We start from the raw sequence: 17,659 nt of genomic DNA, 5'->3' as shown, positions 1-17,659 counted from the left end.
ATATAAATATAAAAATTAAAACTTGGAGGTTTTATGAAAAAAATTACAATAAGTATTTTCATTTTATGTGCATTATCACTTTTCATTAGTTGTGGAGATGAGAAAAAATCTCCTGCAAAAAAAACAAATGAAACTAACAGCACTAAAGCAAAAGAAAATAAAGTTGAAACTATTACTTCTGTAGTTCTTTATGACGGTACACCGTTCTATTCAGAGAATACAGACGGAAAAATGGTTTATGCAGATGAAGCTCCTTTGGGAGAAACAATCCGCATTTATGTTAAAAACAACAGCATTGAACAGAAAGAAGCAATTCGTCTTTTGAGCTCAGGTAAAGAAGAAACCTTTAATTTTGTTCACGTTGCATATTTTGATAAAGATTACTGGACAAGAGATATTTTCATCACAAATGATGCTGCTCTTACGGCTGGGTGTATTACCGCTCAGGCTCTTACCTACAGTTCTCCAGACGGTTCCTCTGCTACATCGAAGAAAATTGAAGCTGGAACACTCGTAGCTGTAAACGAATCTTCTAAAACAAGAGATACAGATCTTGATATCGAGTTCGTTGAAATCACATATTACAGCGGTGCTGCGTTTGGAAAAAGAATCTATGTTAAGAGTGATTTAGTTTCTACTAATTCAGCAGATATTGTTGCTTTACAGACAATTGCAAAGATGAAGTCAAATGAAAACTTGAATCCAGATGTAAAAACACAGTTGATGGATTCTTTAAACAGCCTGCCTGTTTCATCTTATGTTGCAGATATTATATCTGATCTGTAATTAAAAAAGGAGAAATTAATATGAAAAGAACTCTTATTTTAGTAATATCTGTTTTATTTACATTAAATGCATTTGCAGCATCTTCAAAAGTTGTAATGTTACGCGACAATGGTCCTTTGAGAAAGGCAAATGATTCAAACGGAGTTGAATGGGCCGAAACTGTAACCGCTGGAACAGAACTTGAACTTGAATCTGATGAAATAGTAATTAAAGATCTTGTTACATCTTCTAAAACTTATTCTGATGTAAAGTTCTACAAAGTAAAATACAACAAAAATACATATTTTGTTCAGGAATCTGATGTTGAAATCTGTTCATCAGCCTCTGTTCTTCAAAAAGATGCACTTCTTTTTACAAAACCTACACTTTATTCTTATAGAAATGCTATTCTTGAAAGAGGAACTCTTGTGGTTACCGGTAATTCATTAAAACAGTTTAACAATGAATTTACAAAAATCACATTCTATGATACAAACGATGGTCTTAAGCGTTCAAGATATGTTTATTCAAACACAATCAGTAATTCTGATAAAGATGTAAAAGCTGTTCTTCTTCTTGAAAAAGGAAGAAAAACTGAAAACGAAGACTTGAAAAAAGAATTCCTTGATAATGCTAAATCAATGAAGACATCTCCACTTATCAGTTCTTATATTTCTGATGAAATCGCAAAAATCTATAATATTTCACTTTTTAGTGATGATTCAATAATTTCTATTGATGGCTTCTCATCATATATTAAAACTAATGATGGTTCTAAAGTAAATGTTCGTTCATTACCAGGAACTGCGGGCGAAGTTATTGGACAATTCGAATCAGTAAATAATCCAGCTGTATTTGTCAGCATGAAAACAGACGGTACCGAGGAAATTGATGGTATTACAGACAGCTGGTATTATGTTAGTGAATTAGATTCTGAGTCATCAGAACCTAAATTTGAAGGAATTGAAGGCTGGGTATTTGGTGCTTTCTTAAATAAATAAGCAATAGATACCAATAAAAAAAGCTGCCATCTGGCAGCTTTTTTTATTTATTCTTCAGAAGAAGAAGTTTCTCTTTCTTTTTCTTCTTTTTCCAGTTCATTAAGTTTCTGAACCATTTCGAAGCCGGCTTTCATGCCTGCGTCTACGTGGAACTGAAGTTTTGGGAACTGGCGGATTCTAAGTTTTTTTGCAATTTCACGCTGAATGAAGCCTGCTGCTGCATTAAGACCGTCTACTCCCTTTCCTACCTGATTATCAGGCAAGAAAGAAGATACGTAAACTTTTGCGTAGCTTAAGTCGCTTGTAACTTCAACACGGTTGATGCTCAAAAAGGTTGAAACGCGTGGATCTTTTACTTCTCCACGCAGAATCAACTGGGAAATCTCATCGCGGAGCTGGTCATTCAGTCTTTGAATACGATACTGTCCCATTACTGAGCTCCTTCTGAACCACTTGCAGTTACATTACGTTTTGCAGCCTCAGCTTCTTCTTCGGCAATAGTCTTACCAAGTTTCTTAGCAACTTCGATGATCTCGAATACTTCGAGACGGTCACCAACCTGGATATCCTGCCAGTTCTCTAAGCCGATACCACATTCATAACCAGTAGAAACTTCCTTGGCATCATCCTTAAAGCGCTTGAGGGAAGAAATCTTACCAGTGAAGATAACAATACCATCACGAACAAGGTTTACACTTGAAGTGCGGCGTACAATACCTTCTGATACAGAACAACCGGCAATTACGCCAACCTTTGGTACCTTGAATGTATTGCGTACTTCCACCTGACCGATAACTTCTTCTTTTGTATCCGGCTGGAGCATACCTTCCATAGCCTGCTGAACTTCTTCAACACACTTGTAGATGATATTATATTTTCTGATTTCAACCTGTTCCTGCTCAGCAAGAGTTTTTGCTTTAGGTGTCGGACGTACATTGAAACCAATGATAATTGCATTTGAGTCAGCCGCAGCAAGAGTAACGTCTGATTCGTTGATAGCACCCGCACTTGAGTGAATAACAGAAAGGCGTATTTCGCGAGTAGAAAGCTTTTCCAAAGAAGACTTGAGGGCTTCTGCCGATCCCTGAAGATCTGCCTTAATGATAACCTTAAGTTCTTTAACTTCGCTGTCTTTAATATCGCTGAACAGAGTATCAAGAGTTGTCTTCTTAACAGCCTTAGCAGCTTCGAAGCGCTTGAGTTCCTGACGCTTGCTTGAAATAGCGCGAGCATCCTTTTCGCTCTCTGTTACCTGGAATGGGTCGCCCGCATTTGGCATTTCTTCCATACCAAGAACTTCAACAGGAGTTGAAGGACCAGCTTCCTGAATACGGCGTCCTCTGTCATCAAACATAGCACGTACGCGTCCAGAGTAAATACCGGCAACGAATGGATCTCCCTGTTTGAGAGTACCACGCTGTACAACAACAGTTGAAACAACACCGCGTCCCTGATCTACGCGAGATTCAAGAATCTTACCTTCTGCACGGCATTCGTAGTTAGCCTTAAGCTCAAGCATTTCTGCCTGAAGAAGAATTGCGTCAAGAAGATCATCAATACCTTCTTTCTTAAGAGCAGAGATGTGTACATACTGAGTATCTCCACCCCATTCTTCCGGAGTAAGTCCCTGCTCAGAAAGCTGAGTCTTAACACGGTCCGGGTTAGCTTCAGGCTTATCAACCTTGTTTACAGCAACGATGATAGGAACCTTAGCGTCCTTAGCATGAGCAATAGCTTCCATAGTCTGAGGCATAACACCATCATCAGCAGCTACTACAAGAACTACGATATCTGTTACCTGAGCACCACGTGCACGCATCATAGTAAATGCTTCGTGACCTGGTGTATCAAGGAATGTAATTTTTCCCTTAGGAGTTGAAACTGAGTAAGCACCGATAGACTGAGTAATACCACCAGCTTCTCCGGCAGCAACGTTTGCATGGCGAATAGCATCCAAAGTCTTTGTTTTACCATGGTCTACGTGTCCCATTACAGTTACAATTGGAGGACGTGGAAGAAGTTCTACACCATCATCCTTTTCGCTTTCAATTACAGTTTCATCATAAAGGCTTACGAGGTGAACCTCACAGCCATATTCTGCAGCAAGAAGAGTTGCAGTATCAGAATCGATAGACTGGGTAATTGTAACCATCATACCCATGCCCATAAGCTTTCCGATAACTTCACTTGCCTTAAGATTCATCTTACGTGCAAGATCAGAAACCGAAATAGTTTCCATGATATCGATTGACTTTGGTACTACAGAAGCTGGAGTTTCAACCTTCTTCTTCTGACCAAAGAGGTTATCATCGTACTGCTCTTCATCCTTGCGGTTATATATCTGTTTTTTGCCTTTAAATGCCTTTTTAGCTGGCTGGCGTGACTGATCTACTGGAGGAACTGGAGCTGCACCGCCCATTCCGCCTGTACGAGGTCTAAAGCCTCCCTGTCCGCCCTGGCCGCCACGGTTGAAGCCCCCCTGGCCTCCCTGACCACCGCGGTTAAATCCGCCCTGGCCACCTTGTCCGCCGCGGTTGAAACCGCCCTGACGTCCGCCCTGGCCGTTGTTATCGCGGTCGCGGTTCTGATAATTCTGACGAGCCTGAGAGCCGCTGAAGCCACCGCCCTGACCATTTCTGTCACGGTTGTAGCCACCCTGTCCTCCCTGACCGCCGCGATTATATCCGCCCTGACCGTTTCCGTTTCTGTCGCGGTTATATCCACCCTGTCTAGGCTTATCTGAAAGATTACCAGCCTTTACATTTGGGCGAGCTGAGTTTAATTCAAAAGCACGAGGCTTAGCACCTTCAGGTTTTGTTCCATTACCAGCTGGCTTAGATTCTGGTTTATGCTGTGCAGGAGCCGCATTATCATTCTTCTTAACGACAACATGCTTCTGTCCATTTCCGCCTGACTGACCAGCCTGTCCCTGAGGTTGTGTATTTGTCTGTGGAGCTGCAGGTGCCTTCTTTTTTACAACAACTACCTTCTTCTTTTCAGGAGCTGCGGCAGGAGTTGAATCCTGCTGTTTCTTATGCACTACAAATCCGGGCTTTTTTTCGTTTTCTTCAGCCATTATTATCTTCTACCTTCCTTATTCCTCTACTTCAAACTCAAACTCAACGCCACAATTTGGACAGTGAGTCATATCCAAAGTAATCTTTGCACCACATTCAGGACAGAAGTATTCTTCTTCCTCTTCTGCAGCAGCTTCTTCGCTTGCTGGAGCTTCTGGCTGAGCAGCAGCCTCTTCTGCAGGAGCTTCAGATGCATCAGATTCATCTTCCTCTACGAACTCTACATTTTCATTGATAAGTTCGTTTATCTTATCAAGAGCTTCTTTAGAAACTCCTTCTACATTAATTGTGCCATTATCATAAGCTTCAACGAAGTCCTGGAACTCTTCAATTCCAGCAGCCTTAAGAAGAGCTGCAACTTCAGCATCAACTCCAGGAAGCTCAGAAATCTTAGAAATCTCTTCAACAGCCTCGTCGTTGAACAGGTTACGTGCATTCTGAACAGTGTTGAATGAAGAAAGATCAAGTTCTTCAGCCTGTTCAATAGTCTTAACATCGATATTCCAGTCACACAAGCGGTTTGCAAGGCGAACATTCTGTCCCTGGCGACCGATTGCAAGAGAGAACTGAGAATCTTCAACAATTGCGAGAGCCTGTTTCTTGTCTGCATCAGTAATAATTACACGTTCAACCTGAGCTGGTGAAAGTGCATTCTTAATGAATACAGCTGGATCAGCATCCCACTTAAGAACGTCGATTTTTTCGTTCATAAGTTCGCGGATAACATTCTGAATACGAACACCACGAAGACCAACACAAGCTCCAACAGGATCAACCTCTTCACGAGCAGAAGAAACAGCAATCTTTGTTCTGTAACCTGCATCGCGAACGATTCTGTTAATTTCAACAGTTCCGTCAGCAATTTCTGGAACTTCTTTTTCAAGAATAGAGCTTACAAGCTTTGTATCGCTTCTTGAAAGAACAAGCTGAATACCAGTATTTGTTGGCTTAACGTCTACGATAAGAGCCTTAATTCTGTCTCCCTTTTCATAAATCTCAAGCTTTGACTGATATTTTGTTGGAAGGAAACCTTCAATACGACCTGCATTTCCAAGGTCAACAAAGATATTTCCATTGCGTTCGCGCTGGTGATATCCGATAATCATTTCACCAATTTTGTCTTTATATTCGTTCATCAGTGATGTCTTATAAGTTTCGTTCAATCCCTGGTGAGCAGTCTGCTTTCCAACAGTAACAGCCGAACGGTCAAAAGTTTTAGGGTCTTCAAGAATATCAATCTCATCACCCTCTTCAACTTCGTCTCCAGCAAGTTTTCTTGCATCTTCAAGTTCAATTTCCTTAACAGGGTCGTAAACACCGTCTACAACAACCTTACGTGAATAAATTGAAACATCCGACATATCATCATTGAATTTTACAATTGCATTCTCATCATCACCATAAGTGCGTTTATAAGCAGCCTTCAGAGCCTTTTCAATAGTCTGTTTTACAGAATCCTCTGAATAACCTTTTTCCGAAATCAACGCTCGGATTGCCTCTGCCATTTCTGACATCTTCAACTCCTCGGGAATTATTTCCCTAAATAATTGTCTTAGTTATAGTCAAATTTTGCTTTCGCAATATTTTCATAAGAAACAGAGAAAGATTTTCCATCCTCTGCTTCCAAAGTTACCTGTTTATCATCTGCAGAAAGAATCTTACCGCTAACCCAGTCAGTAACAGTCTTATCCCAGACACGAACAGCACGTCCGGCAAACACTCCGAACTCTGCCGCATTTTTAATATTGTGCTCAATACCAGGGCTTGTAAGTTCCATCATAGTATCTTCAGTTCCAAGCAGTGCTTCGAGGCGTGGAAGAAGAACACGGTGAACCTTTGCGCAATCATTAACTCCAATATTACCATCCGGCTCAGTTGAAGCAATCATTGCAGAAATCTTTGTGGTAGTCTTAGAAGGAACAATCTTCAAATCAACAAGCTTAAAGCCCATTCCCTCAACAAGAGCAGCACATTCATCATAATACTTAATGCTTTTGTAAGATGTGTATTCCATAAATCCTTTTTAATCCGCCGGCTCTCAAAAACCGGTTTCTGGCAATAAAAAAGACCCGTGGGCCTCACGAGTCTTTTTAATATTTATATTAAACTGACTATTACAATATAGAAGAAAAGTAAATTTTTGTCAATCTTTTTATAGGAGGGAGAAGCCTCTCCCTGCGCTCCAAAGTCCTCACTCACTCCGTTCGCTCCGGTCTTTTCCGCTACCCTCTCTGCGGGAGGCCCCGCAACGCCCCTATCCCCAGGATAGCACCATACCAAATAACTAATTTTTTAACATTACATCGCTCATTGCAGAAGTTCCGTCGGCAAAATGGGCAATTACAACATAAGACTCACCCTTATTGATATCATCAAAAGGAATGTTGTATTTCTGTTGATCGTGTCCTGAAAAATTAAATTGTTCATCACCTAAAGTTTTTTTATAGAATTCCCAGTCATCTACAGTCCAATTTTTACAGGTTTCATAAGGATAAGAAGAAACAACGGTATGAATATATACAGGTGCATCTGAAGAAATAACAACAGAATCTTTTGCAGAACCATTTGGTAAAATATAATCATATTTGCCAGAATTTGAAAAATTAGAACTATTATTATAGTAATAATATTTTGGAGGGCCAAATTCACTTGTAACCTTTAAGAATATTGGTGAAGTTGATGAATAAGTTCTGGTATAAGTACTAAAAGAATACGTATATCGATTCCATATTTTTGAATTATTATTAAAAGTATATATTATTACGCCTCCAACCATCTTGCTATTTCTAAAGGTCCAGGTGGAAGGGGTGGAAGAAGTTTTTGTTTGAACTATCGGAGTTTCTGTTCTGGATATATATTCATTAAAAATAATTTCGGATGTATTATTTGCCTCATCGGTTGCTGTAAGTGTAAAATTGTAACGTGGTTGCTCAGGTATTGTATAATCAATACAATCGTATAAATTTAATGAAACCTTGTATCGCCCGTTATTATCATACTTTGTAAAGCCATATGGTTTTCCATTGAAAGTAACAGACTGTAATTTAGTGGGTTCTTCAAATAATAAAATATTATAATGAGTTATATCATCAGGGTCATGCCAAGCTTGAGAATCGGTTGTGCGTGGTGGTATATTATCATATTTTGAATCTGTTAATTTAAAAGTTATTGAATTTCCCTGCTTACATTTATTATTTTTTTCTCCAAATAAAGTAATTGTATTGTCATATCTAAATAAAGTAGTTGTATAGGTAGTTATTGTTCTATGAGTATCATATGGTTCAAAATAATAATAATATGATCCCGATCCATAACTATGTTTTACGAAAATGTTATCATAATAATTCCATGCTTCTTGAGGTATTGTGACATTGATATTATATTTTCCATTTTCTGCTGGTTCTAATTCTGGTTCTTCCTCTAAGTCAATAACATAATCAGGAATAGAAAAATCTGAATCATAAGTATACTTAGAGCTTAATTCACTTGTAAAATACCATGAGTCAGTTGATATATAATGATATTCATAACCTTTTTCAATAGTAAACTCACTATAAATTGTAAGGGCTTTCCAGGCATTGTCGCTTTCGTTAATTCCTTTGTAAATTATCAAGCCACAATCAGGTGTATCAGGAACTGTTGATAATCGGACAGTTTTTGTATTGCCGTTAGTTACTACGCTTTCTAATTTTCGTTCTGATGGGAAAATATATTCTTCAGAACCTATGTTTCCTAAATCATCCTCGACATTTATTTTGATTTTAAGACCATTTACATGTTCAACATTAATCAAATCACAATTCCAAATTTTTGCATCTGGATATTCATTTTGGTCAGATTTTGTCATTGGTAATGTTCTAAGTTCAGAGGAATCATCCATATATTCACATTCTACTTTTGTAAATATTCCTTCCGGATCAAATTCTCTGTCTCCATAATAAGCACAGAAGATGTTATCTTCATATATCAAGTCTTCATAACCATATGAATCATATATAAGTTTTATATTCTTTACATTATTTTTAAATGTATTCATATTAAAATTTGACTCATCATTATAATCATAAAGATTATAATATGCATTAACTGGTACTGCGTATCTTAAGTTCACTTTGGTGACGTTAAAAATAGTCAAATACTCTGTCGTTGCAGAATTACCACACCCATCAAAAACAGTTACACTTAATTGTATTGCCCCATCTTCATGTTGTATTTCATGTTTAATACAATAGGAAGTAATACCTGTTTCTGAATCTGTTTGCCACATAATAATCTCATCTGATTTTTCATTGTAGTCAATTGAAATATTTCTAGTAGGATCAATAGGGACTTCAGAATCAAGATATTCTTCATTTACAGAAATTGTTTGTACATTTGAATCTGTATCCTTATATTTACCATAAATAAATACAATTCCCTTTGTTCTATTTTGAAGTATTTGATCATCCGTATAATCTCTTAAATAACCTAAATCCTGATTTATATCATCTCTTATAACATCGTAAGTAAAATGTTCTTCAGACTGGTAGAATGTATTCTGAGGTAAAGATGTACCCGAATTCCATTCTCTTGAAGCACCAAAATTAATTTTTTGAGGAGGTGTAGTTTCAAGTTCAACTGTATAATGAATTGTAAAATCCAAGGCTTTATCCTCTGCAAATTTCACTAAACTATTTTCCAGGTTAAATTGTGTTCTGGAGTCAAAAGATATAGTTATATTAGTTGTAGATAATCCTTTTCCTCTAAAAAAAGCAGTTAATTTGTCTGTTTTTGGAACAAGTGACAAAATTGTTTTTTCATTATTTAATACAGGAGTGTTAAAACAATTGTTTATTGATTGATTCTCACATCTTATAGAAACATTAGTATAATTAAATACTGATTCTTCTACTGGAACAGATTCATCTTCTACAGGTCCATTAAATGTTATATAGATTGGAACGGTAAGGTAATCCGTATTTTTAGGGCTATAATCAACCACCGCCGGCCTAAGAATATACTTAGGTCTAATCAAAATATCATTTACTTCTTCAAGAATTCTAACCTTAATTGTATAAACTCCTGTTTCATCATTACTTGAAATTGTTGTAAATTCTACGAAGTCGTTTCGGCTAATAGAGGGATTATTTTTGCTTACTGCTTCAAGCCCCTTAAATACACAAACTTTTTTATCAGCTGTAAATTGTAATTCTCCCAGAGAGTAACCTACAACACCTTCCTTTTCACCATCCACAAGGAATGACCCAATACCGTCAACAGTGCGAATCAGTACTGTTACTTTCTTTTGGTCTCCAAAATTTTTGTTAATTCGATACTGATGAGCTGAAGGTTGAGGAATTGTAAGTCCATCGCAATCTCTAAGATTTGTTGTATTAAGTATTACAGTAATATCCAGCTGAAGTTTTGTTCCGTCTGGAGAAAGAATTAAAGTATTTTGTTTTAACGGAATATTAAGAATTGTATTACCGGAAGAAAAATATGGTGTATCAAAGTAATTTTTCAGACTCTGATTCTCGTTCATGATTGAGATATAATTAAAATTAAATGTTGTTATATCTACAGGTTTATTAAATGAAATTTTGATTGGAGTATCCTGATCGCAGCCGCTTGAATTATATTCAGGAGTTATTATTGGAAGCTGAGGCTTTTTTACACAATTAGGAATAATCTTTATATCCCTGGCCTCTTCTATCAGTCGAATTTTGATAGTATATATAGTAGTCTGATTTTTTTCATTTACATCTATAGTTGTAAATGAAACACAATTATCTCTACTTTCATTGTTATCTGTTGTACTTACGGCTTTTAAGACTTTTGCAGTATCTAATAAGACATAATCATTTTTCTTCAACTCAAACTGTACTGTCGTTGTATAACCCAGAGAACAGGAAATATTTCCCGATGTTAAGAAAACTCCCATCTCAGCATCAGATTGAACAGTAATGTCCACAACTCTTTGATTTCCATAAGTCTTGTTAATCTTAAAAGTATAAGGAGCAAACTGTTTAAGAGTCAGACCATCGCAGTCTTTAATATCTGTTGAATCAATTTTAACTGTTATTTCATCAATAGATTTATCTTCATCAGGAGGAAGCAGAAGCTTATCCTCTTTTGGCTGAATTATAAGTTGTGTATAATCACTTGAGAATTCTGGAATTTCATAATAATCCCAGACACTTGAAACTGAATTATCAATTGAAATACATGAAAAATCTCCAAAACTCTCGATATCCATTGGTTTATTAAATGTAATTACTATTGGGATATCCTGATCTTCACCATTTCTTTTGTTTTCTGGTGTTATTTGTAGAATTTTTGGTACGGAAATACACAGCGGACGAATTCTTATATCATCAGCCTCTTTTATAACGGTAATATTTGCCCTATAAACACCGGATTTTTTATCTTCAAAACTTTGCTCAATTGCTTCAATTTTAACATAATCAGAACGACTTGAATTATCTTTTATGCTTACAGCTTCAAAGATTTTTGACATATCTTTTATTTTGTAATTATCTGTATTGGGGATAAATTGTAACTCAAATGGATATCCAACTCTTGCCTGATATGTTTGATTCGGAAAGAGAGTTCCAACCTCTTCATCACAAACTAAACTCAAATTAACAACTTTTGCATTATTATAGGCAATGATTTCTTCAAGTTCGTCTTTAATTTCGCCACTATTTAGAAAGTTTTCACAGGAAATGAAGAGAATTGATATTATGAAAAAAACTATATAAGTTAAAACGCCTCTTCTTTTAGTATTATTTTTAGAAAGTTTTGAAAATATACTGTTCATAAAACATCTCCGCTTATAATATTATTACTATAATTTTACAATACAAATTCTGATTTGTCATTTAAAGAACGTCGTTAATTACCTGCTAATTGTCTTAAACGCCGTTTTTCACTATTATACTACTTCAAAGAGGAATAATATGAAGACAAACGCACTTAAAGGCATGAAAGATATTTTACCGGCAGAACAGAGACTGCGCGATTATGTGCAGGGAAAGATTTTGGAGACTTACCGTGCAAGCGGATTTGAGCGCATTTCTACTCCAATGCTCGAAGATGCAGAAAATCTTGATAAATCTGACGGCGGTGACAACCTCAACCTGATTTTTAAGGTGCTTAAACGCGGCGACAAGCTTGATGCTGCCCTTGCAGAAAATCCTGTAAATGAAAAATCTCTTTCTGACATGGGACTTCGCTACGATCTTACCCTTCCTCTTACACGCTTTTTTGCAGCAAACCGCAATGAACTTCAGTTTCCGTTTAAGGTAATTCAGACAGACCGTGTTTACCGTGCAGAACGTCCTCAGAAAGGTCGCAGCCGTGAGTTTGTTCAGTGCGATATCGATATTCTTGGCGATTCATCTTGCAACGCAGAGGTTGAACTGATTGACGTTACAGCCCGCGCACTTTTAAACATTGGATTCAACAATTTTGTAATCAATATCAATGATCGCCGCATTCTCCGCAACATGCTCGAGAATATGGGCTTTGCACCAGATACACTCGATTCAGTTTGTATCACATTTGATAAGATGGATAAGATTGGTGCAGAAGGAGTTGAAGCAGAACTCCGCGAAAAGCAGATGCCGGACGGTGCAATCAAGGCTCTTGTTGAGTTTATCTCTAAGGCAAGCGGCTCTTCTATTTCTGTGGATGATGTTGCAGCACGCTGTGCAGATCCTTCAATTGCAGATGATTTGAAATACATTATTTCTACTGCAGAAAAAGTTTCTGGTGGAAAATACAAGATCAACTACACTCCAAGCCTCGTTCGTGGTCAGGGCTATTACACCGGCGTAGTATTCGAAATTGGAAGCCCGGACTTCAGCGGTGCAGTTGGCGGCGGCGGACGTTATGACAACCTAATTGGTAAGTTCATCGGTCAGCAGGTTCCAGCTGTTGGATTCTCAATCGGCTTCGAACGCATCTGCAGCATTCTTCTTGATCAGAAATACCAGATTCCTGGTGCAAAAGAAAAGTGCGCCCTTCTTTATGATGATTCAATTGAATTTGCAAAGGTAATTTCAGAAGCAGAAAAGCTCCGCGAAGACTATGCAGTAACCATTCTCAAAAAGGCAAAGAAACCAGGCCCTCAGTATGATATGCTTGAAAAGCAGGGATATACTAAGTTTGCTACATTTAAAGATGGAACTTTAAACATTAAATAAATTCCTCGCAGAGCAAAGGAGGACACGGAGAAAATTAAAAAACTCTGTGTCCTCTTCAGCTCTGTGAGAAACAGGATTATTTATGACACTGATTTTCGACATCGGAAACACAAATATAAAAACTGCACTTTTTGACGGCGACAAACTTCTTTATACCTGGCGTATTTCAACTGATTTGAAGCGTACAGGAGATGAATACTTTTCTTTACTACGCCCTCTTTTCCGCGATGCTGAAATTGATTTTTCTAAAATCTCGACAGTTGTTTTAAGCACCGTTGTACCGGCTCTTATTGGTCCTTTTGTAATTGTTTCCCAGCATTTTTCTGGAAAGAAGCCTGTTATTATCGGGCCTGATATTTATTCAAAACTTCCTCTTAAACTGCCGGAAACTGCCGTTCATGAAATTGGAACTGACCTTTACTGCGATGCCCTCGAAGCCTGGTGCCGTTATAAGTGTCCTTGTATTGTAACTGATTTTGGAACAGCACTTTCGTTTACAGCAATTGATGCAAACGCAAATATTGCAGGCGTTGCAATTGCACCGGGAATCCGCACTGCCTTTAATTCTCTTTTTGCAAATGCGGCACAGATTCCTGCAATTCCGCTTGATATTCCGCCAACAAGTCTTGGTAAGAATACAGTAGTCTCAGTTCAGAGCGGAATTGTACTCGGCTATAAAGGTCTTGTAGAAGGTCTTCTTAAACAGATGAAGGAAGATCTGGTAAAAGAAACAGGCTGTAAGATTGAAGACATAAAAGTAATTGCTACAGGCGGGCTTAACAGTATGCTCTCGCCTATTACAGACGCTTTTGATTATGTTGATAAAGATTTAACGCTCTGTGCAATGAAACGTATAGCAGATATTATTGGGGAATAGATTGCCACGTCGCTGCGCTCCTCGCAATGACGTCATTGCGAGCCGGAGGCGAAGCAATCCATTTTCTGAACTCCAGATCCTGATGTTACATCTCTCAGCAATTTCTTACCCACCACCTTATCCAGCCAGTCTGGTGTGAGCCCTGGAGTAAGTACCTTTTCTGTTCTCAAAACAGCTACATCATCCGCGCCAATAATTTCACCTTCTTTCATATCACGCATAAAATGAAGACTTCTGTTTGTACGGCCATAGTTGGCTTCTTCTGCTGGAGCCAGACGTTTTATGCCGTCACCGAGAACAGATAAAACCCGTTCTTTTCCAAACTGATCTGAAAGTTGTCCAACAGTTCGTTCCATTCCAAGTTCAGAACCATAATGACGGAATGTTGCTTCTGTCTGATGAACTGTATGTACCATTAAAGCAAACTGTTCCGGCTCAAGTGCAACAGGATCATCGAGCCCCATAGTTTCACGACTTAAAGTAATATGTTTTTCTATTACAGTTCCACCAACGGCTACAGAAAGACATGGAACTAATACAGGATCTAGACTGTGATCGCTTACCCCGCATTCAATTCCAAACTGATTTGCCAGTGTCGAAATAACCTTTAGATTATATTCATCTTCTGGAGCTGGATAACTTGTAATACAATGCAAAAGAGAAACGTTCTTTGTTCCTACAATATCAACTGCGTTTTTAATATCTTCAAGTTTACTTACACCGCTGGATAAAATGACAGGTACATTCTCCGCGCCAACATGTTCACGGTAAGAAGACAGAGCCTTTAACATAGGAAAATGATTTAATTCAGGACTGGCAACCTTTACATAATCAGGTTTAAGTTCTAAAAGCTCTGAAAGACTTCTCAAACCAAATGGAGAACAGCAGAACTTACAGCCTTTGGAATGAACATAATATACCATTTCCTTATAAAAAGATGGCGGGCATTCCAGCTGCTTAAAACGATCATAAAGACGGATATTTCCTGTGGGAAGTTTTACAAAACCTGTATCTGGATGCAGGATTTCATCTGCATAAACCCATTGAAATTTTATAGTATCCGCACCGGCCCAGGCTGCTGCATCAACAAGTTCTTTTGCCTTTTCTATTGAGCCTTCGTGTGAGGTACCTATTTCTGCTATGATATTTATATTACTTTTATTCATTTACAAGATTATTCGAAACAGTCTCTGCCTTATAGCGGTTGTTGAAAATTGAAACACTGCTTTGTGAAAGCCAGCCGCCATCAAAGTAATACCAGTTTTCTTTATTGGCATCCATTGATTTTCCTTTTACCTGAAGGATTTCTCCCTTACGGCAATGACCTGCAGTTGCTGCTCCCCATTCATCAGTTTCTTTGAAAACTGCATAAGGTTCAATTACAACAGCCCATTCTACGTCAGGAGCAAGAGCCAGAGGATGTGAATTATCAAAAACAATTTTTTCCGTACCTTTCTTTTTACAGGAAACAAACATAACAGCAAAAATCAGGAATAAGAAAGCAGATACAAAAAGTTTATTTTTCATTTTCACACCATTTTTTTACGTCATTATAAATTGATAAATCGGAATCTACAAAATTAAGGCTTGGGATTAACTCTATATCTTCCCACTTATAATCTGTATGCTCAGTAAGTTCAAACTTATTTTGAATTCCATCATGAGGAAATTTAACTTCAAGAACATCGAGGGTACAAGGCTTTCCTTTATGAGTGAAGGTTCCAGATGTGATTTTACGGCCAACAGTAACAGTTACTCCGAACTCTTCCTGCATTTCACGAACTACAGCGGTCTGTAAATCTTCCCCATCTTCTATTTTACCGCCCGGAAACTCCCAACGACCGCCCATATCGCCGACCATCTGACGTTTTGCTATAAATATTTTTCCATTTCTGTAATCTATACAGGCAATTGACCGGCTCATACCCTACCTCTTCACTTCCGCAGAAAGCTCCTTCTCATAGCCCCCCGCATTCAAAATTACGTCTACACGTATTATATCATAATCCGTAAACTTTGTACGAATATACTGCTCGCCTTCATTATAAACAAGCTGTCCCTGACGCTTATCCCCCACCTGCCCGTTCGGATCAATCGCAAAAAACTCCGCCTGAACATTTACAGGGGCAGTTTCACGGCTGCGGCTGCTTCGCTTCATTTGCAGAGAAACATATACCTCTTCTTCATACGAAAAAGCCATCAGTTCAAAATTAACTCCGGCAAGAGTGGTACCCGCCCGAGTTCTGTTCAATCCGGTATAAATCCACGTAGCGCCGATAAAAAAAATCAACGCAAAAAAAATGTACCGATTCTGTTTAGTAAAAAAAATCCTGAACCCGCGGACTGGCTGAAGTTTACCGTTATAATAATCTTTTACCAGCTGAGGAGCTCTGGCAATACGATTTTCGCGGTTATAATAAAACTTAAGAGGCTGTTCAACTCCATCATCTGGCTTTATTTCTTCGACATCTTCAAACATAAGGATTGTCTTTCTCCGCTTGCAATTACACTAATTCTTCAAAATCGCATCTATAAGATTATCAGTTCTATACCAGACAACACGTGCCGTTTCTTTTTCCAGGTAAAGCGCTGTAAGAATACCGTCCTGTGAAAGGCACATTGAATCATAAATAATATTTGAATGAACTGCATTAAAATGACGGCGCAGGATTCTCTGGCTTTCACTTTGAATCATTTCAATATTAAAGCCGTCTTCAGTTTTTACAATAAAGAACTTCCAGCCGCTTTTTGTAACGCCAAGAAAATCATAAGGAATACGATAAGTCAATTTACTATAATCAGAAACAACGGATTCTTCGTACGGAGGAACAGAAACCGGGTCTTCGTAAGTTCCAGTTTCAATATTCAAAGGATAAAGCATTGACTGAATATAATTGATTCCAGACTGTACTTTTGAATCCTCATCAACATATGTTGAATAATAGTCAATCTGAACATACAGCTTATAAGAAACAGGATCAGGAACAACATTCTGAATTGTCAGAAAGATATCTGAATGTTCTTCTTTGTCTGCAACAGAAGGAGCATCTTTTATAGTAACCGGAATCATATACTTTAAGAAGCCGTCATTAGCAAACCAGTAAACAAGCATTCCCTCAGATGAAGCTGCAACTACAACGAGTTCATCTTTTGAAGTGGTGTAAATGTTTTTAATATAAGGAAATGGAGTTCCCCCCGGTCCCTGCTGGCCAATATAATCTACAGAAGAACCGTCGCGGGCAAATCTAAGGATTGTATGGCTGTAAAGGGTTGTTCCGTCATCACTTTTTTCCTGACGATCCCATGGAATTGAACAGACTGTGTAGACATTTTTATTAGAATCTACAGCAATCATTCCAGGATAATCAAAAGGATATGAAATTTCATGATGAATACTTTTATCCGGACGGTTTGAATTTTCTAAAAGCCGGGCTGTATGTGAATCTTCATTATAAAACAGAGTAAGAAGGTCACCATACGAATTGAGCTCAAGGATTTTCTTAGATTCACCATTTACGATATAGAAAAATCCATCCTGCATTGCAATTCCAAAGCGGACATCACCAACATCATTAAGATCGGTAACACTTAACTGCTCTTCAAAATTTCCATACGGAAGGGAAAACAGTTCAGTTTCACTAATAGACTGCACGGTTTCACTTTTTATACAGGAAGTAAAAACAAGGGCAGAGACAAACATTGCTGCAGATAAGAAGATTTTTCTCATAGAAACTATTATATATACATATCAAC

General features: G+C 37.9%; 14 protein-coding genes. 4 read left to right on the top strand and 10 right to left on the bottom strand.

What is annotated here, in order from left to right; translation table 11 throughout:
- The first annotated feature begins 33 nt into the window (after positions 1–33).
- A complete protein-coding gene (locus tag AABJ44_RS06190) occupies positions 34–786 on the top strand; it encodes a hypothetical protein (protein ID WP_338371031.1) in 753 nt (250 codons plus the stop codon).
- 20 nt (positions 787–806) lie between these two features.
- Positions 807–1,766, top strand: a complete 960-nt coding sequence (locus tag AABJ44_RS06185; RefSeq protein WP_338371029.1) for an SH3 domain-containing protein — start codon at positions 807–809, stop codon at positions 1,764–1,766.
- A gap of 47 nt (positions 1,767–1,813) precedes the next feature.
- Here the strand turns inward: AABJ44_RS06185 and rbfA are convergent, their stop codons facing one another.
- The 5 genes from rbfA to AABJ44_RS06160 form a co-directional block, all read right to left on the bottom strand.
- Positions 1,814–2,197, bottom strand: coding sequence for a 30S ribosome-binding factor RbfA (gene rbfA, locus AABJ44_RS06180; RefSeq protein ID WP_074644873.1), 384 nt, complete (start codon positions 2,195–2,197; stop codon positions 1,814–1,816).
- Positions 2,197–4,842: a translation initiation factor IF-2 gene (infB, locus tag AABJ44_RS06175; RefSeq protein ID WP_338371028.1), complete on the bottom strand. Its 2,646-nt coding sequence runs from the start codon at positions 4,840–4,842 to the stop codon at positions 2,197–2,199. Before infB ends, rbfA begins: the two co-directional genes overlap by 1 nt.
- An 18-nt stretch (positions 4,843–4,860) precedes the next feature.
- The gene (gene nusA, locus AABJ44_RS06170; protein WP_074644876.1) at positions 4,861–6,357 is read right to left on the bottom strand and encodes a transcription termination factor NusA; all 1,497 of its coding nucleotides are present in this window, start codon (positions 6,355–6,357) and stop codon (positions 4,861–4,863) included.
- Between the two features lie 38 nt (positions 6,358–6,395).
- On the bottom strand, positions 6,396–6,857 hold the full coding sequence (gene rimP / locus AABJ44_RS06165) for a ribosome maturation factor RimP (protein ID WP_074644878.1): 462 nt from the start codon (positions 6,855–6,857) through the stop codon (positions 6,396–6,398).
- A 270-nt stretch (positions 6,858–7,127) separates the two neighbouring features.
- Complete coding sequence (locus AABJ44_RS06160) at positions 7,128–11,642, bottom strand: hypothetical protein (protein ID WP_338371027.1); 4,515 nt, start codon at positions 11,640–11,642, stop codon at positions 7,128–7,130.
- Between the two features lie 139 nt (positions 11,643–11,781).
- Here AABJ44_RS06160 and hisS point away from each other — a divergent pair, with 139 nt between their 5' ends.
- Both hisS and AABJ44_RS06150 read left to right on the top strand, forming a co-directional pair.
- The gene (gene hisS, locus AABJ44_RS06155) at positions 11,782–13,029 is read left to right on the top strand and encodes a histidine--tRNA ligase (protein ID WP_338371026.1); all 1,248 of its coding nucleotides are present in this window, start codon (positions 11,782–11,784) and stop codon (positions 13,027–13,029) included.
- An 82-nt stretch (positions 13,030–13,111) separates the two neighbouring features.
- Positions 13,112–13,906, top strand: a complete 795-nt coding sequence (locus AABJ44_RS06150) for a type III pantothenate kinase (protein ID WP_338371025.1) — start codon at positions 13,112–13,114, stop codon at positions 13,904–13,906.
- Positions 13,907–13,938: 32 nt separating this feature from the next.
- Here AABJ44_RS06150 and AABJ44_RS06145 read toward each other — a convergent pair whose 3' ends face one another.
- Genes AABJ44_RS06145 through AABJ44_RS06125 form a run of 5 tightly spaced genes read right to left on the bottom strand, consistent with a single transcriptional unit; the run spans position 13,939 to position 17,633 of the window.
- Positions 13,939–15,072 (bottom strand): N-acetylneuraminate synthase family protein, encoded by a 1,134-nt coding sequence (locus AABJ44_RS06145; protein WP_338371024.1) that lies wholly within the window; start codon positions 15,070–15,072, stop codon positions 13,939–13,941.
- Positions 15,065–15,433: a hypothetical protein gene (locus tag AABJ44_RS06140; protein WP_338371023.1), complete on the bottom strand. Its 369-nt coding sequence runs from the start codon at positions 15,431–15,433 to the stop codon at positions 15,065–15,067. The genes AABJ44_RS06145 and AABJ44_RS06140 overlap by 8 nt, the downstream gene beginning before the upstream one ends.
- Positions 15,423–15,830 carry a (deoxy)nucleoside triphosphate pyrophosphohydrolase gene (locus tag AABJ44_RS06135; RefSeq protein WP_074644889.1) on the bottom strand — a complete coding sequence of 136 codons (408 nt, stop codon included), beginning with the start codon at positions 15,828–15,830 and terminating at the stop codon, positions 15,423–15,425. The genes AABJ44_RS06140 and AABJ44_RS06135 overlap by 11 nt, the downstream gene beginning before the upstream one ends.
- Before the next feature lie 3 nt (positions 15,831–15,833).
- Positions 15,834–16,385, bottom strand: a complete 552-nt coding sequence (locus AABJ44_RS06130) for a hypothetical protein (RefSeq protein ID WP_074644890.1) — start codon at positions 16,383–16,385, stop codon at positions 15,834–15,836.
- 30 nt (positions 16,386–16,415) lie between these two features.
- On the bottom strand, positions 16,416–17,633 hold the full coding sequence (locus tag AABJ44_RS06125; protein WP_338371022.1) for an LIC_12708 family protein: 1,218 nt from the start codon (positions 17,631–17,633) through the stop codon (positions 16,416–16,418).
- Positions 17,634–17,659: the final 26 nt, after the last annotated feature.

Origin of the sequence: Treponema bryantii, from assembly GCF_036492245.1 — a bacterium.
GTDB lineage: Bacteria > Spirochaetota > Spirochaetia > Treponematales > Treponemataceae > Treponema_D > Treponema_D bryantii_C.
The sequence above is the reverse complement of the archived record's forward strand: the minus strand, read 5'-3'. Positions and strand labels throughout refer to the sequence as shown.

What these genes read in the sequence shown, in the direction of transcription:
- nusA (WP_074644876.1), bottom strand. Translation starts at nt 6,357, where the DNA reads ATGTCAGAAATGGCAGAGGCAATCCGAGCGTTGATTTCGGAAAAAGGT.
- AABJ44_RS06150 (WP_338371025.1), top strand. Translation starts at nt 13,112, where the DNA reads ATGACACTGATTTTCGACATCGGAAACACAAATATAAAAACTGCACTT.
- hisS (WP_338371026.1), top strand. Translation starts at nt 11,782, where the DNA reads ATGAAGACAAACGCACTTAAAGGCATGAAAGATATTTTACCGGCAGAA.
- AABJ44_RS06190 (WP_338371031.1), top strand. Translation starts at nt 34, where the DNA reads ATGAAAAAAATTACAATAAGTATTTTCATTTTATGTGCATTATCACTT.
- AABJ44_RS06185 (WP_338371029.1), top strand. Translation starts at nt 807, where the DNA reads ATGAAAAGAACTCTTATTTTAGTAATATCTGTTTTATTTACATTAAAT.
- AABJ44_RS06160 (WP_338371027.1), bottom strand. Translation starts at nt 11,642, where the DNA reads ATGAACAGTATATTTTCAAAACTTTCTAAAAATAATACTAAAAGAAGA.
- infB (WP_338371028.1), bottom strand. Translation starts at nt 4,842, where the DNA reads ATGGCTGAAGAAAACGAAAAAAAGCCCGGATTTGTAGTGCATAAGAAA.
- AABJ44_RS06145 (WP_338371024.1), bottom strand. Translation starts at nt 15,072, where the DNA reads ATGAATAAAAGTAATATAAATATCATAGCAGAAATAGGTACCTCACAC.
- AABJ44_RS06130 (WP_074644890.1), bottom strand. Translation starts at nt 16,385, where the DNA reads ATGTTTGAAGATGTCGAAGAAATAAAGCCAGATGATGGAGTTGAACAG.
- rimP (WP_074644878.1), bottom strand. Translation starts at nt 6,857, where the DNA reads ATGGAATACACATCTTACAAAAGCATTAAGTATTATGATGAATGTGCT.
- AABJ44_RS06125 (WP_338371022.1), bottom strand. Translation starts at nt 17,633, where the DNA reads ATGAGAAAAATCTTCTTATCTGCAGCAATGTTTGTCTCTGCCCTTGTT.
- AABJ44_RS06135 (WP_074644889.1), bottom strand. Translation starts at nt 15,830, where the DNA reads ATGAGCCGGTCAATTGCCTGTATAGATTACAGAAATGGAAAAATATTT.
- rbfA (WP_074644873.1), bottom strand. Translation starts at nt 2,197, where the DNA reads ATGGGACAGTATCGTATTCAAAGACTGAATGACCAGCTCCGCGATGAG.
- AABJ44_RS06140 (WP_338371023.1), bottom strand. Translation starts at nt 15,433, where the DNA reads ATGAAAAATAAACTTTTTGTATCTGCTTTCTTATTCCTGATTTTTGCT.